Genomic DNA, 14,468 nt, shown 5'->3' with positions numbered 1-14,468 from the left:
ATATTCCTTCGAAAATAGATGGATCATCATTGGCGGCGTCGGCTCGGCTCGCCAAAAGAAAGCGACATCTCTTGCATCGGACAGCAAAGCTTTAACAAGCCAAAAATGATGGAATACACAATAGCTGGGGAGATACCTAGACGTCATTGCGCAATCTAGCCATACTATTTCTCGATTAGGCCAATGCCCCTCCTTGATCCGTGGGTTGACACGCATGATGTCGAACATCGCCCTCGCCGGCCTGGCTGTGACCGGGGATGTTGATGATGTCCCCCGCCCTGTCGTCTCACTGAGTGCCACATCAGTCACCGAGGACTGGGAACATGCCACGCACCGTCACCGCAAGGCACAACTGATTTACTCGGTCCGCGGAGTTCTGAACTGCGAAATCGAAGATGGCGTCTGGATCGTGCCGCCACAATGCGCTGTATGGATCCCGGGAGACTTGCCACATGCGGCACGTGGCTCGGGGGAAACGGAATGCTATTGCCTGTTTGTGGAACCGAATGCCGCATCGGATCTTCCCAGACGTTGTTGTACGATCTCGGTGTCGCCCTTGCTGCGGGAGCTGCTTCTGAAAGCGGCTGGCTTCCCCGCGTTGTATGTGTTTGGGAGCCGGGAAGACAGGCTCATTGCCACGTTGCTGGATGAATTAGCGGCGGCTCCTGTGGAGGATCTGCACCTGCCAATGCCACGCGATCCGCGATTACGTCGCCTCGCGGACATGCTGTTGGCCAACCCCACAGACAAGACCGCAAAAAGCGATTGGGCTACCCGAATTGGCATGAGTGAGCGAAGTGTCAGCCGTCTCCTGCTGCAGGAAGTAGGAATGAGCTTTGGACGCTGGCGTCGGCAGCTGCATGTGATCCTTGCGCTTCAGCGCCTGACCAAGGGTGAAAGCGTGCAGACCGTGGCGTTGGAGCTGGGGTACGAAAACGCCAGCGGGTTCGTCACCATGTTCCGCAAGACGGTTGGTAAGCCTCCCGCTCGATATCTCTCTGATAGAACGAGCCGCGATGAGCCTGCCGCTGTGCCCGGTATCATGCTCCCCGGGCAAATTTCGTCCTGAGTGGGTCGGCAACATTCCAACGCGCAAGTTGGTCCGAATCGAACAATGCAGGGATAGGGATTGGTCGGCATGCTGCAGTTCAGTCGGCGACCCAAATCCGCAGCTTGTTATGCAATCCGAATGTGACGCCCACGTTCCAGGCAGGCATTGACTGCCAGCAGGTCAGCTGCCCGGCAGGTACCTGGGTGTGGCGACGGCGCAAGCGCACAAGGCCCGGACGATGCCGGGCCTTGTGCGAGGTATCAACGAACACTGGACGATCGGCTGCCGCGTACTGGCTGCGATGTTCTGGCGGCCGCCACTGCTGCAGCACCTGAAACATCTTCCAGGCGGTGTCCAGACCACCGACACTAGAATTGTTGCCACCTACCGTCACTGGTCGACGTGCTCTTCACCAGCCGAGGCTTTGCTGCACCGACCTTCCCGCTCTTATTCGCAAGGTGCTGGGCCACCGGAGCGGGCGTACGTTGCCGGGCAGCTATGACGGCGCTCCCTTCAATCTTGAACACGGCAACCGCATCGGTGAGCTGCACCGCCTGATCTTCGAGCGAGCGCGCAGCCGCCGTGGCTTCTTCCACCAGCGCTGCGTTTTGCTGAGTCGCCTCATCCATCTGGGTGACGGTCTGGTTGACCTGTTCGATGCCGGCCGATTGTTCCTGCGAGGCGGCGGAAATCTCGCCCATGATGTCGGTCATGCGCTGTACGCTCGCAACCACTTCACTCATGGTCTTGCCGGCGTTGTGCACCAGAATGGAGCCTTCGCCGACGCGCTGCACCGAGTCGTCGATGAGATGCTTGATCTCCCTGGCCGCGCCGGAGGAGCGCTGTGCGAGGGTACGCACTTCGGAGGCGACAACCGCAAAGCCACGGCCCTGTTCGCCCGCGCGTGCCGCCTCCACTGCAGCATTCAATGCCAGGATGTTGGTCTGGAATGCTATTCCGTCGATGACGGAGATGATGTCGGCAATCTTTCTGGAAGAGGCCTCGATACCGCTCATCGTCTCGACCACCTGGTTCACGACCTGCCCACCCTGGGCAGCGACGCTGGCGGCGCCGATGGCGAGCTGGTTCGCCTGGTGCGCGCCCTCGGCATTCTGCCTGACGGTGGACGTCAGCTCCTCCATCGATGCAGCTGTCTCTTCAAGGTTGGCGGCCTGCTGCTCGGTTCGTTGCGACAGATCCTGATTGCCCGCAGCGATTTCGCTGGCGGCGCCCTTGATGGAAACCGCCGAGGTCTGGATGCTGCTCACAATCATCGCCAACTGGCTGGCAGTGGCATTGGCATCGTCGCGCATTTGAGCAAAGACGCCGCGGAAGTCGCCGGTCATCCGCGCGGTAAGGTCGCCGGCGGCAATCGACTGCAGCAGGCGGGAGAGTTCCGCAAGGTTGATATCGGTGGTCTGCATCAGATTGTTCAGCCCCTCCACCATGCCGCGGAAATCGTGATCGAACGCAGCGGCATCGCCTCGCGTCGAGAAGTCTCCGGACTCGGCAGCCTGCGCCAACGCGAGAATCTGGCGGTTGATCGCCTGGAGATTGCGCTTGGTCGCTGCCATCGCGTCGCTCAGCGCCGCCTTCTCACCCGGCAGTTGCGGCATATCCGCCTGCATGTCTCCTACGGCGTAACGCGACATGACCGCGACGAGTTGCCGCTGGACCTGTACATGCGCATCCACCAGGTCGTTGGTGCCAGCCACCATCCGGCCGTACTCGCCTGGAAAGCGCTCTGCATTCATGCGGTAGCTCATCTCTCCGGCATCATGCCGCGTCGCCATGTCGTCCTGGGCCTCGATGACCGCGCGTAGCTGCGCCTGCATCGTGCCCATCGACAGCAACAGCTGGCCCATCTCATCCTGACGACGGGGTGCGATCCGGCTATTGAGTTCGCCGGACGATACTGCGGCAGATACACGCACCGCCTCGGCCAGGGGCGCCAACACCTGGCGGCGCAACAAGACATAGAGTGCGGCGCTGAGCAAGGCAGCCGAGAGCAGGCCCACGACGATGATCACCCAAAGCAAGGAGCGGGCCTGCGCCATGACGTGGTGCTTGGGAACCATGATGCCGAGCGCAAAGACCTCTGGCGCCTCCCCCAGACGCAACGGCACGAACACCCGCAGCCAATCAGCTCCAGCCAGCTGTGTCTCGTCACTACTCACTTTCCCCGAGCGCACCTGAGCGAGCATGGCTTGCGTATGAGCATCGGTCATCTTCTTGCCGACCTGCTTTGTGTCGGCGCTCGCCATCACCGCGCCAGTCGGCGACAGCAGGATCGCCTGCCCGACGTCCAGCGGGCGAAGCCTCGCAACCCGTTTCTGCAACGCATCCAGGGAGATGGTGATGTTGACCGTGCCGAGGAAATGGCCATCCTCCATGATCGGCGTGCTCAAGGTGGTCATGAGCGTGTCAACGCCGGCCACCGGATAGTAATACGGCTCAAGTACCACCGGCGCATGGCTCTTGCGGGCGGCCAGGTACCAGTCCCCTTCTCCCGGCTTGTCATAGCTATGCAAGGCCTCCCGCACCAACGCGTCCTTCTGGTACGACCAATACACCATGAAGCGTCCGGTCGCGTCATGAAATGGCGCGTTGATATTGGCAGAGTCGCGGCCATCGAACGCCTCGGGCTCCCAGAGCGTGCTGATGCCCAGCCAGTTCTTTTGCAGTCGCAATTGCTCGCGCAACACCGACGCGGCCGACGCGCGGCTCACGCCATCGGCCTTGCGCTCGATGCGGAACGTATTGGCCAGGGTCGCGCCCGTGTTGAAGGCGGACCCAACGTCCGATGAGATTTCGCTGGCCTCGTGACGCGCCACTTCGCGCAGCATCTCCCGGGATGACCCAAGTAACGCCTCGCTACTGCGCCAATAGCTGATAGCGGCCGTCAAGCCGAAGCACAGCAACGCCAAGATCCCCGTTCCAATCATCAAGCGACTGGCCACACTGTTGCGACGAATCAACCGCCTGCTCATCGATGCTCCCGAAATGAAGTTGGCGCGCCGCGCTCGGGCACCCCTGCTCCGCTGGATATCGACATGCAACACCCGAACTTGAGCGCCACGCGGTCCTCAGGCCGCAGAGCTTACGGCCGATATAGGACTGCCCAACAATGTCCGCCACACATACCCGATGAAACGACTATCCAAGCTATTGCTATTGCTTGCGCCTATCGCAGCATCCAGCAATGCGGCCGCCCAGGATGCAGCGGCTAACGAAACCTATGCCAAGCTCGGGGGCGCTGTGCGCTTCAACTACGGGTGGCTGGACTACGCGCCGTCCCAACCGCTGGACCTTGAATTGCTCAGGGTGGATCTGAACGCAGGCACCGGACCGGTCTTCGTGTCGATCCAGCATCGCTGGTACGACGGGTTCGATGCCGTGCACCACGCATTTGTGGGCTGGAACGTGAGCGACCGTATCACCGTCAAGGCGGGGATCCAGCAAGTGCCATTCGGCTTGCTACCGACCGCCTCGAACAGCTTCTGGTTCGGATCGGGTTATTACCTCGGCATTGAGGATGACTACGATCCGGGTGTTGTTGTGACACGGACAGACGAAAGCAATACGCTGCACATCGGATGGTTCCTGGGCGATGAATATGGAGACGGCGCCCGTTACGATCGCTACTCGTTCGACGTCGCTGATACAGATGCGCATCCATATCGCGAACGCCATCGCATCAATCTGCGCTATGAACATCGCTATGCGATGACCCATGGAACCGCAGCCCTCGGTGTATCGGCGTTCTACGGCCACATCCTGAACAACACGGACCGCAATCGTCACGGATATGGAAGTGCAGCGGTCCATGCGCAATGGACCGCCGGCCGCTGGACTACCCAGCTGCAGTGGGCGCGTTACCGTTATGACGTGCCTGGAGACCGGATCGCGATGTCGGCCTTCCTGTTCCCGTTCGAGATCGCCGCCGAGGCGGACGTGCCCACCGCGAACATTGCCTATTCCTTCGGCAAGACAGGGTGGCTCGAAGACGTCACTTGCTACAACAATCTCAGCAAGACGATGCCCTACAGCGGTGGACCTGGCGTGCGCTCGTCCGTGCAGAACGTCACCGGCTGCAGTGTAAAGAAGGGAGCGATGCTGACCTATCTGGACTGGATTGCGGGCAAGAACATGTGGTTTGCAGGTGGAAACGGCATAGGGATCGATGATGGCGAGCGGTCGCGCTGGCACTCGCGCTTCAACCTCAATATCGGCTTCTATTTCTGACGGCGCATTCGCGGCCCCTCGACCTGCCTGCGTACGCCTCCCGTGGCGCCTTTTCCCGTTGCATGGCAAAGCAACAGGCCGAGGCGTTGACGATGCATAGACGACATGGAAGGGCGTGACACCAGGCCGTTGTCGTAGCTACAGCGCGCCAGAGCGCCGCCCACATCTGATCCGCTGGACTCACTCGCCCCTACGGCGGGGCATGCGCAGGCTCCAGCAGTGCGTTGATAAGCTGCTTCACGAATTTGGCAATCGCCTGCCTATCGGCCTGCTGACCGGTTGCCGCACGCACCATGAAGCCATTGAAGGCTGCCGTGATCATCATCATCGCAGTCGTCAGCTGCGTACGATCCATTCCCGGCGGAAGGCCGCATCGTTCCGCCGCATCGATGAATTGCTTCAGGACGATGGCGTCGGACTGGGCGAGGATGCGATGGATAGCCGTGTTGCGCGCTCCTTCGGCTGCAAGTTCGAGACGCAGCTGCACGTGCTCCGGCTCAAGCACCTTGGCCAGGGATGCATCGACCAGGCGCGTGAGTCGCTCTGCGACCGACCCGCCCAGGGGGTCGAGCTCCACCTCGCGGGCCAGTTGTGCCATGTCGTGCTCCTCTCGCCTGGCGATGGCTTCGACGATTGAGTCCTTGTTGGCGAAGTAGTGGTAGATGTGCCCGGGGCTCATGCCGGCTTCGCTGCAGATCCGCGCAATGCTGGTGCCATGAAAGCCATGCCGACGAAAGCAGATGGCGGCGGCATCAAGCACCTGCTGGCGACGCATCTCTCCCTTTTGAGCATCCAGGGGGTCGGAGACAACTGACATCATCGGGGGGACTCTCAAAGCTTGGCGCGACTATGTCGCTGGCTCGATTGTAGTACGATGCAAAGAATAGAATGATCGTTCTAAATGCACAGGCGTGGTCTGCCACGGCGCACGTACAAAGGGTCTGCTTGTCTACCTTGAAGAACATCGCGGTGCTGTTCGATGCCAGCGTGCAGGGGCTGCACGTGCTGGAGACCGCTGCGCGGATGGCAGGTCGGCACGCAAGCCACCTGATCGGGATAACCGCGATGGATCGGGCTCCACGCCCCGTGCACGATCGCCACGCGATCAACGGTGCGGTGGCCGAGGTGCTGGCTCACAGCCAAGCGACCAATGCCTCACGTCTGCTTGCCTTGGGCCAGCGCCTGAGCAGCGCCGTGCAGCGGCATGCCAACAGTGGCGAGCTTCGCATCATCTCCTTCGCCGAGTCGAGCAGCGAATCCTCCCTGCATGCCCTGGGCTGCGATCTTCTGATCTTGTCCAGCCCTGCGCTTTCGGGCAGCCCGCGGAGCTGGGCGACACAGTCGATCCTCTTTGAGTCAGGGCTGTCGCTGCTGGTGGTCCCATGGACATGGGCGGATAAGCCCGTCGCGACAAGGATCCTTGTCGTATGGAACGGCAGTCGGCAATCAGGACGTGCGATTACCAATGCACTGCCTCTGCTTGCGGCCGCAGACGTGGTCAAGATTGTCGTGGTCGACCCGGAGAAGGCGTCCGAACGCCACGGTCATCCGCCCGGCGTGGATATGGTCGCGTTTCTGGCAGAGCATCGGGTTGCCGTCGACGTCGCCGCCATCTCCTCCGGTGGCAGGTCCGTTGCTGAAACCATTCAGGCCTATGCAGCCTCGATCGACGCCGACATGCTGGTGATCGGCGCCCACACCCACATCGCCGAGGGACCGGCCGAGGAAGTGACGAAGACTCTGCTCTCGGCTGTTGCCCTGCCGATGTTCGTGTCGCACTAGGACCAGCACGTGACCCGGACTCGCTATCTCATGCGTACCCGTCCTGCTGCATGACGCCGCGCGCGCGACGGCACCAATTTCCTGCGCTGGGCCAAGCCATTGGCCACGGCCGAACGTTGCTTCCCAGACAGCCGGCCCATCCAGTACCACCGGTAAGCGACATCTGCCCGACCGCCTGGACAAACGGTCGCACGCAGCACCGCAGCGGTTCGGTGGGTGGCTCAACGGTTCCATGCCGAAGGCGCCCAGAGGATGTGCGCGAACATGACCGCCCGGCACGCCAGTGCTGCAACCGCATCAGCAACGCACCTCTCCGGATCCGCATTGGTGGTGTCGAGGGTTTCACACCCGGCCGCCTGGCTCGAGACGCCTGGGCCTGCCTGTGCCGGTCCGCAGCCGCCGCTCCGCACGTGTGGTGAATTCCACCAACCAAAGGACAATGCATTGACTCAGAGCAACCCACTGGAGCAGGCCCCCGGTCCGGACAATCCGGCGATGAAAGCACCAGCGCCTGGCGCTCCGGGCAGGTCAACGCCTGTGCAGGGCAGAGCGCATCTGGTCGTTGTCGGCGGCGGCGTGGCCGGGCTGGAGGTGGCCACGCGGCTGGCCAGGAAGTGGCAACGAAAGAACAATGCTCCTCGCATTACGCTGGTGGATCACGACAGTGCACATGTCTGGAAACCCATGCTGCACACGATTGCCGCGGGCACCCGCGATATCTCGCAGCAACAAACCCCCTACGTGGCACAGGCGCATAACGCGGGGTTTGTCTACCAGCCAGGTGCGTTGCGCGGATTGGACCGTGCGGCTCGCACGATTTCCATTGCGCCGCTGTTGGCCTCCGACGGCCGGGAGCTGATTCCGGCGCGCACGCTTGCCTACGATCGACTGGTGCTGGCGGTGGGAAGCCGTGCCAATGACTTCGGAACGCCCGGCGTCGCCGAGCATTGCTTCATGATCGACTCGCGTCCTCAGGCCGTGCACTTCAATGCCGAGGTCCGCGTCCGCCTCTTTCAGGCACTCGCATCCAGGCACGATGTCACCATCGCGATCGTGGGAGGTGGCGCGACCGGCGTAGAACTCGCTGCCGAGCTGGTTCAACTCGTGCAGACCTCGGTGGCATATGGCGCGGACGAGCTCGAAAGTCGCGTCAGCGTATTGCTGATCCAAAGCGGCGAACGGCTATTGCCTGCGCTGCCGGCAGATGTGGCAGCTGCCGTGCAACAACGCCTGGAGTCGCTGGGAGTGGCCGTCAAGCTGCATGCCACCGTGACCTCGGTCGATGCAGCGGGCTTGATGCTGGACGATGGACGCCACATCCCTGCCTCCCCGGTGGTCTGGGCTGCCGGCGTGATGGCGCCGGCGTTCCTGAAGCAACTGGACGGCCTCGAGACGACGCGGTCCAATCAGTTGGTCGTCAACGCTGGCCTGCAGACGACGCGTGACCCGGCCATCTTTGCGCTGGGCGATTGTTCCAGCCTGCTCATGGAAGGTGCCGAGCGCCCCTTGCCACCGACTGCTCAGGTGGCTCACCAGCAGGCCGACCACTTCGTCCGCCACATCGACGCCATCATGACGCAGGGCGCGGCCCTGCCGGCCTTTCGTTATCGGGACATGGGTTCGCTGGTGTCGTTGGGCGACTACGATGCCTACGGCTCGTTGGGAAAGGCCGGGCTCTTCAAGGGAGTCACGATTCGCGGCCGCATCGCCCAGCTTGGCCACGTACTGCTCTACCGGGAACATCAATCGCGGCTGCACGGGTTCTGGAAAGGAAGCCTGATGTGGTTCGTGGACGTGCTCAACTCCCGTCTGCACCCGAGAATTCGGCTCGACTGATCCGCGCTGGCCCGGGCGGCATTCCGGCATTGATCGGTCTGCCGCCTGCACTCCGTCCACGATGTGCGCAACGTCGGTTGCGCTGTGCCGACAGAGAAGTCACCCCGGCAATCCACATGAGGTAGCCATCTCCTGCCATACCTGGGGCGATGGCGACTTCAACCTTGCGCGTTGGCCAACCTTTCCGCGCCACCGTCGTTCATGACCAGCACCGCGCGACCGCGTACCCTGCCCGCCTCCAGTTCGTCGAGCGCGTCGAGCGCCCGCACGAAATCGTAGCGTTGGATCACCGGGCTGATGCGCCCGGATCGGGCCAGGTCGACGATCTGGTGCAGGTCGTCATAGGTGCCGCTGTAGGGCCTGACCAGCGACGCGCCCCAAGGGAGGATCGTCGAGGTCTGCGCGGTTTCGAACGGCAGGACCCCGCAGCCGAGTCCCGGCACACGTATGGCGCCATACCGGGCGATGACACCACTTGCCAGGCGCAAGGTTGCGTCGTTGCCCACGAAATCCAGTACGACGTCGGCACCGTAGCCGGAAGTGAAGGCGAGGATCTGCTCGGCGACGTCTTCTGCGTCTGACTTCAACGCAAGGTCGACATGGTCGCGTACGGCGTCCAGTGCGCCAGCATTTACATCGAGCGCAACGATCCGCGTGGCCGTCAGGGCACGCAGCATCTGGATGGCCAGGTGGCCAAGGCCGCCCAGACCGATGACCACCGCCGTCGAGCCTGGACGCAGCTGCTCTTCGACGGCCCGGATGGAGTGATAGGGAACAAGCGCCGCATCTGGAAGGATCGCCGCGACTGCCGGGTCTATGCCGTCTGCGCGCACCAACGCGGACGCGGGCACGGCGACGTAGTCCGCCATGCCGCCCGCAACCGTGACACCGGGCGTGGGCGGCGATTGCAGCCTTCCACCAGTCTGGCGACACGCGTTCTGCCGTCCCGCGACGCATTCGCGACAGGCGCCGCATGACCAGCAGGGATAGACGATGACATCCTCCCCGGCTTGCCAACCGTGTACTCCCGCACCCAACCGCTCGATACGGCCGGCGATCTCGTGGCCCAGCACAAGACCTGGCGGATAGGCGTCGCTCTGCTCATGCCGGATGCTGACGTCGGTATGACAAACCCCGGCCGCAGTGACGCGCAGCAGTACCTCGTGCGAGCGGGGTTCGGGGACGGGAAGCTCGGCGATGACGAGTTTGGCCGGCTGGACAAGCTGGACGGCTTTCATGGGGGTCTTCTCTTGCAGAGGCAGGGTTATTGCGCTGTATATCCGCCGTCCACGGCCAGGACGGCGCCGGTAACGAACGAAGCGAGATCGGACAACAGGAAGGCCGCCGCATTGGCGATCTCTTCGGGCGTTCCCAGGCGACCGATCGGATGGAGCGAGACGATCCTGTCGAAGTCCTCCTGGCTCACGACGCTGCGCACGAGCGGCGTGTCGATATAGCCTGGCGCGATCGCATTCACGCGAACGCCGCGATCCGAATAATCCATCGCTGCGGATCTCGTCGCGCCGACGATGGCGTGCTTGGAGGCGATGTAGGCTGCGTTGTTGCGTTGACCGACGAGCCCCAGGGCAGAGGCCATGTTGACGATGGCACCGCCGCCGGACGCGATCATCGCCGGAATCTGGTACTTCATGCAGCCGAACATGGCGTCGAGATTGACGGCCTGTACCCGGCGCCACACCTCTGGGTCGTACTCAACCACGCCCTTTGAATCGCCGCCGATCCCGGCATTGTTCACGGCCAGGTCGAGCCGGCCGAACGTGGTAACGGACCAGGTGACCATCTGCTCGATGGCGTTGAAGTCACCAAGATCGATCTGGTAGGCACGGGCATCTGCACCGATCTCGGCGGCGATGGCCTCGGCCGCGTCATGGTTGACGTCCGCCACCACAACCGCTGCGCCCAGGGATGCAAGCCTGCGGACGGTCGCCGCGCCTATCCCCGAGGCGCCACCGGTGATGAGTGCGACCTTGCCTGCGAAATCCAGGTCCATGTTGCTGCTCCTGCGCTTGTCCATCCTGCTCTCCATGACGGTCGCGCCACAGACGCGACGCATTGGGTGACGGGTAGGAGGAGGATAGGATTTAATTGACGCGTCAACAATAGCGGCAGCAGGGTTGGCTCACGGTTTCGGCCTCTCGTTACAGATGAGGTTAAGGTGGCGCGGAAAACAGGCCACACCCGGACGCTGCCTCGACCAACTTGCCGCCGCCGGGCCGAGGGCCGAACCGGGCTGCATCCAGGCCGCACGCCGTGGCTCGGGACGCCCTTCATGGGCATGCATCCATCGTCCCAGCGCACCCACCCTGCGATCCAGCGCCGGAGTTGCATGGGGCTCTGTGCTGAGCGCTGCCCGCGTCGCCAGTGGCTCCTCGTAGTGCTGGCCCAGCAGCAGTGCCAGCTCCCTGGCGTCGGCCTCGAAGGAGTTGGCATTGCTGCCTGGTTGGGCAGGCGCTCGGCCTGGCGGCTGTGAGCTGTATGGCGCCCCTGCTTGACCAGCGCGCGCGCCTTGTCATGCCCGGTGCGGGCAGCAGCCAGCGATATCTTGGGGCCCCGTCCATGGCACAGACATTTTCGGTGCTGCCGATCCGGTACCGATAGCGCCACGGCCTGCTCCCGGTGGGGCGTACCTCAAGGTACAGCCCTCCACGATCTGCCCGATGCCCGCAGCCGCCAGGAAGGCCTTGTCGGTGGATCCCCGGACGGTTGTTCCGGCCTTCTCGTTGGCATCCAGCAATAGCCGGCGGGCGGTAGCGATCACCTGGGCACCGCCTGCTGCGGCGTTGGTTGCATCAAGGATGTGTGATGGCTGCCGCTAAGGAAGGGCAGGGCAAGCAATCTCTACCGCTCTGAACAACCCCGCTGCCGAGGCGTCGCGTCAGGCCGCCTTGCCGTTCCTCGCTCCCCAATTGGCTCTTCCGCCCCCTCAGCTGCATCACCAGGCCCGTCATGCTAACCACGATCAAGAGCAAATTTTTATTGGCATTGTTGGGAACGCTGATCCCGAGCATCCTGCTCTGCCTGTTCCTACTGAACAGCCTGCACACCTCCAAGAACAATGTCGGCACGCTCTACAACCGGGACTTCATTGGCTCTGCGCTTGCCAGCAGCATCGACGGCCAGCTGACGCGCGTCGACATCAACATCTTGCGCATGATTGCCATCGGCACGCCGGAGCTGATCACGCAGTGGAAACAGGAAAACGAGAAGCGATTCACCCAGGCGGCCGCCAGCATCGTGGAACTGGAGCAGATGCTGCACAACGAAAAGCAGCACGCGGCCCAGTTGCAGAAGATCAAGACGAGCTACGCAGCCATGCAGGCCGGCATGCAGCGCCAGATCGAGTTGATCGAGGCAGGAGATGTCGCGGGCGGCGCGGAAGTCAACCGCACCCAGGTCAAGGACAATGCGAACGCCACATTCGCCGGGCTGGCCACCTTGCGCGATGAGCTGGCCAGCTCCGCCAAGCTGCGTTACCAGCAGCAGCAAGCCACCAACACGCGCGCGATGACCCTGTCGGCGATCGCCCTGGGCCTGATTGCACTGGCCGGCGTCAGCCTCGCACTGATCCTGGGCAACGCGATCTCCGCCTCGATTCGGCGGGCGGTGGCCGCCGTTGAGCAGCTGTCGCGCGGCGTGCTGGATGTCGATATCAAGGTCAGCGGCAAGGACGAAACCGTACAACTTGCCAGCGCGGTCTACCGCATCCGCGATCGTCTGCAAGGGGTCATCGCGGCGCAGCTGGAAATGGCGCGTCGACACGACGCTGGCGAAATGAGCTACCGCATGGACGAGGGCGCATTTCCCGGAGAGTATGGCCACATGGTGCGCGATGCCAACGCGCTGGTGAGTTCGCACATCGCGGTGACGATGCGCCTGACCCAGATCATCGGGCGCTACGCCATTGGTGATCTCTCCGACGAGATGGACCGCCTGCCGGGCGAAAAGGCCGTGCTTACCCGGACCATGGACGAGGTCAGGGCCAATCTGACCGCGATGAATGACCAGATCAAGCAGCTCGCGCAGGCCGCCGCCAGTGGCGATTTCACCGCACGCGGCGACGCCGACCGTTTCCAGTACGATTTCCACGTCATGGTCGACAGCCTGAACCAGCTGATGGCCACCGCCGATGGCAACCTGCAGTCGCTGTCGTCGCTGCTGCAATCCATCGCCGCCGGCGACCTGACCGCGCGCATGCGCGGCGACTTCAATGGCGTGTTCGCGCAGATGCGCGACGACGCCAACACCACCGCCGCGCAGCTTGCAGACATCGTCGGACGCATCCAGCACTCGGCGATCTCCATCAACTCGGCCGCCAGCGAGATCGCCGCCGGCAATAACGACCTGTCGCAGCGCACCGAGCAGCAGGCCGCCAACCTGGAAGAAACCGCCGCCTCGATGGAAGAGCTGACGTCCACGGTCAGGCAGAATGCCGAGCACGCGCGTCAGGCCAATCAACTGGCGATCGGCGCGGCAAGCGTGGCATCGCAGGGCGGGGAGATCGTCAGCAAGGTCGTCGGCACCATGGCCGGCATCGAAGCCTCGTCCAGGAAGATCGCCGACATCATTTCGGTCATCGACGGCATCTCGTTCCAGACCAATATCCTGGCGCTCAATGCCGCCGTGGAAGCGGCGCGTGCCGGCGAACAGGGCCGTGGCTTCGCGGTGGTCGCCTCGGAAGTGCGCACCCTGGCCCAGCGCTCCACCGCGGCGGCCAAGGAGATCAAGGGATTGATCGACGACTCGGTGCAGCGCGTTGCCGAAGGCTCGACGCTGGTGCATACCGCGGGCTCCACGATGGCCGAGATCGTGGCCAGCGTGCAGCGCGTGACCGACATCATGGGCGAGATCTCGGCCGCCTCGCAGGAACAGTCCGCAGGCATCGAGCAGGTCAACCTCACCGTGACCCAGATGGACGAAACCACCCAGCAGAACGCGGCACTGGTGGAAGAAGCCACCGCCGCGGCGCGTTCGATGGAAGAACAGGCCGGGCAACTCACGCAGGCGGTCGCGGTGTTCAAGATAGAAGAGGCCAAGGTCCGCACCACGCACGCCCCGGCGCGGGCAACAGCAGCCCATAACGTCGCCCAGGGGAAAAACCCGGCACCTGGCAAGACGCCGACACGCCGGGCGGTTGCGCCACAAAAGCCGACCGCTCCTACCGCCATGGACGCCGCCAACTGGCGGGAATTTTAGGCCTCAGGCAACCGGAGGGCCCGGCGATCCGGGCTCTCTTGCGTGTGAGGTTGCTGGCTGAAGCAACAAGCCCTGCCGCCGGGCCGGCGATGCCATGCGCATCGCTGATGCGTTGACCGTCCATGGCTGGATGGTGACACCCCGATCGCGGCTATCCGGAGACGATCAACACACTTGCAGCACCAGGCCTATCGATGGATCCGCGGCCCTCCACGCAGGCGATGCCGAGCGCTGGGATGCACCGGCACCTGCCGGCGAAGGAGCGTGCAATGCTGGGCGATCGCTTCCATTCCTCTTTCCGTTGAGCGGACCTTCGCGCACGACGGGCGCCATGCCCCGT

At 63.2% G+C, this 14,468-nt stretch carries 9 protein-coding genes; 5 read left to right on the top strand and 4 right to left on the bottom strand.

Going from position 1 to position 14,468, the window contains the following annotated elements; all coding sequences use genetic code 11:
- The first annotated feature begins 217 nt into the window (after nt 1-217).
- Nucleotides 218-1,069, top strand: coding sequence for an AraC family transcriptional regulator (locus H7A86_RS02375; RefSeq protein ID WP_119130646.1), 852 nt, complete (start codon nt 218-220; stop codon nt 1,067-1,069).
- 350 nt (nt 1,070-1,419) lie between these two features.
- Here H7A86_RS02375 and H7A86_RS21130 read toward each other — a convergent pair whose 3' ends face one another.
- Nucleotides 1,420-4,041: a methyl-accepting chemotaxis protein gene (locus tag H7A86_RS21130; protein WP_119130395.1), complete on the bottom strand. Its 2,622-nt coding sequence runs from the start codon at nt 4,039-4,041 to the stop codon at nt 1,420-1,422.
- Nucleotides 4,042-4,198: 157 nt separating this feature from the next.
- Here H7A86_RS21130 and H7A86_RS02360 point away from each other — a divergent pair, with 157 nt between their 5' ends.
- On the top strand, nt 4,199-5,296 hold the full coding sequence (locus H7A86_RS02360; protein WP_119129433.1) for a hypothetical protein: 1,098 nt from the start codon (nt 4,199-4,201) through the stop codon (nt 5,294-5,296).
- A gap of 190 nt (nt 5,297-5,486) precedes the next feature.
- Here H7A86_RS02360 and H7A86_RS02355 read toward each other — a convergent pair whose 3' ends face one another.
- Nucleotides 5,487-6,113, bottom strand: coding sequence for a TetR/AcrR family transcriptional regulator (locus H7A86_RS02355; RefSeq protein ID WP_180708010.1), 627 nt, complete (start codon nt 6,111-6,113; stop codon nt 5,487-5,489).
- Nucleotides 6,114-6,241: 128 nt separating this feature from the next.
- Between H7A86_RS02355 and H7A86_RS02350 the strand changes: the two genes are divergently transcribed.
- Together H7A86_RS02350 and H7A86_RS02345 are read left to right on the top strand one after the other, a co-directional pair.
- Entirely contained in the window at nt 6,242-7,078 is an 837-nt protein-coding gene (locus H7A86_RS02350) for a universal stress protein (protein WP_232099196.1), read from the top strand.
- A gap of 444 nt (nt 7,079-7,522) precedes the next feature.
- Nucleotides 7,523-8,914 carry an NAD(P)/FAD-dependent oxidoreductase gene (locus H7A86_RS02345; protein WP_232099195.1) on the top strand — a complete coding sequence of 464 codons (1,392 nt, stop codon included), beginning with the start codon at nt 7,523-7,525 and terminating at the stop codon, nt 8,912-8,914.
- A gap of 158 nt (nt 8,915-9,072) precedes the next feature.
- On the opposite strand, the gene H7A86_RS02340 is transcribed toward H7A86_RS02345, so the two are convergent.
- Together H7A86_RS02340 and H7A86_RS02335 are read right to left on the bottom strand one after the other, a co-directional pair.
- Nucleotides 9,073-10,152: an alcohol dehydrogenase catalytic domain-containing protein gene (locus H7A86_RS02340; RefSeq protein ID WP_119130391.1), complete on the bottom strand. Its 1,080-nt coding sequence runs from the start codon at nt 10,150-10,152 to the stop codon at nt 9,073-9,075.
- A gap of 26 nt (nt 10,153-10,178) precedes the next feature.
- Complete coding sequence (locus tag H7A86_RS02335; RefSeq protein ID WP_119130644.1) at nt 10,179-10,925, bottom strand: SDR family NAD(P)-dependent oxidoreductase; 747 nt, start codon at nt 10,923-10,925, stop codon at nt 10,179-10,181.
- 956 nt (nt 10,926-11,881) lie between these two features.
- On the opposite strand from H7A86_RS02335, the gene H7A86_RS02330 reads away from it, so the two are divergent.
- Nucleotides 11,882-14,128, top strand: a complete 2,247-nt coding sequence (locus tag H7A86_RS02330; protein WP_119130389.1) for a methyl-accepting chemotaxis protein — start codon at nt 11,882-11,884, stop codon at nt 14,126-14,128.
- The last annotated feature ends 340 nt before the right edge of the window (nt 14,129-14,468 follow it).

This window comes from Xanthomonas euroxanthea (assembly GCF_903989455.1).
GTDB lineage: Bacteria > Pseudomonadota > Gammaproteobacteria > Xanthomonadales > Xanthomonadaceae > Xanthomonas > Xanthomonas euroxanthea.
The sequence above is the reverse complement of the archived record's forward strand: the minus strand, read 5'-3'. Positions and strand labels throughout refer to the sequence as shown.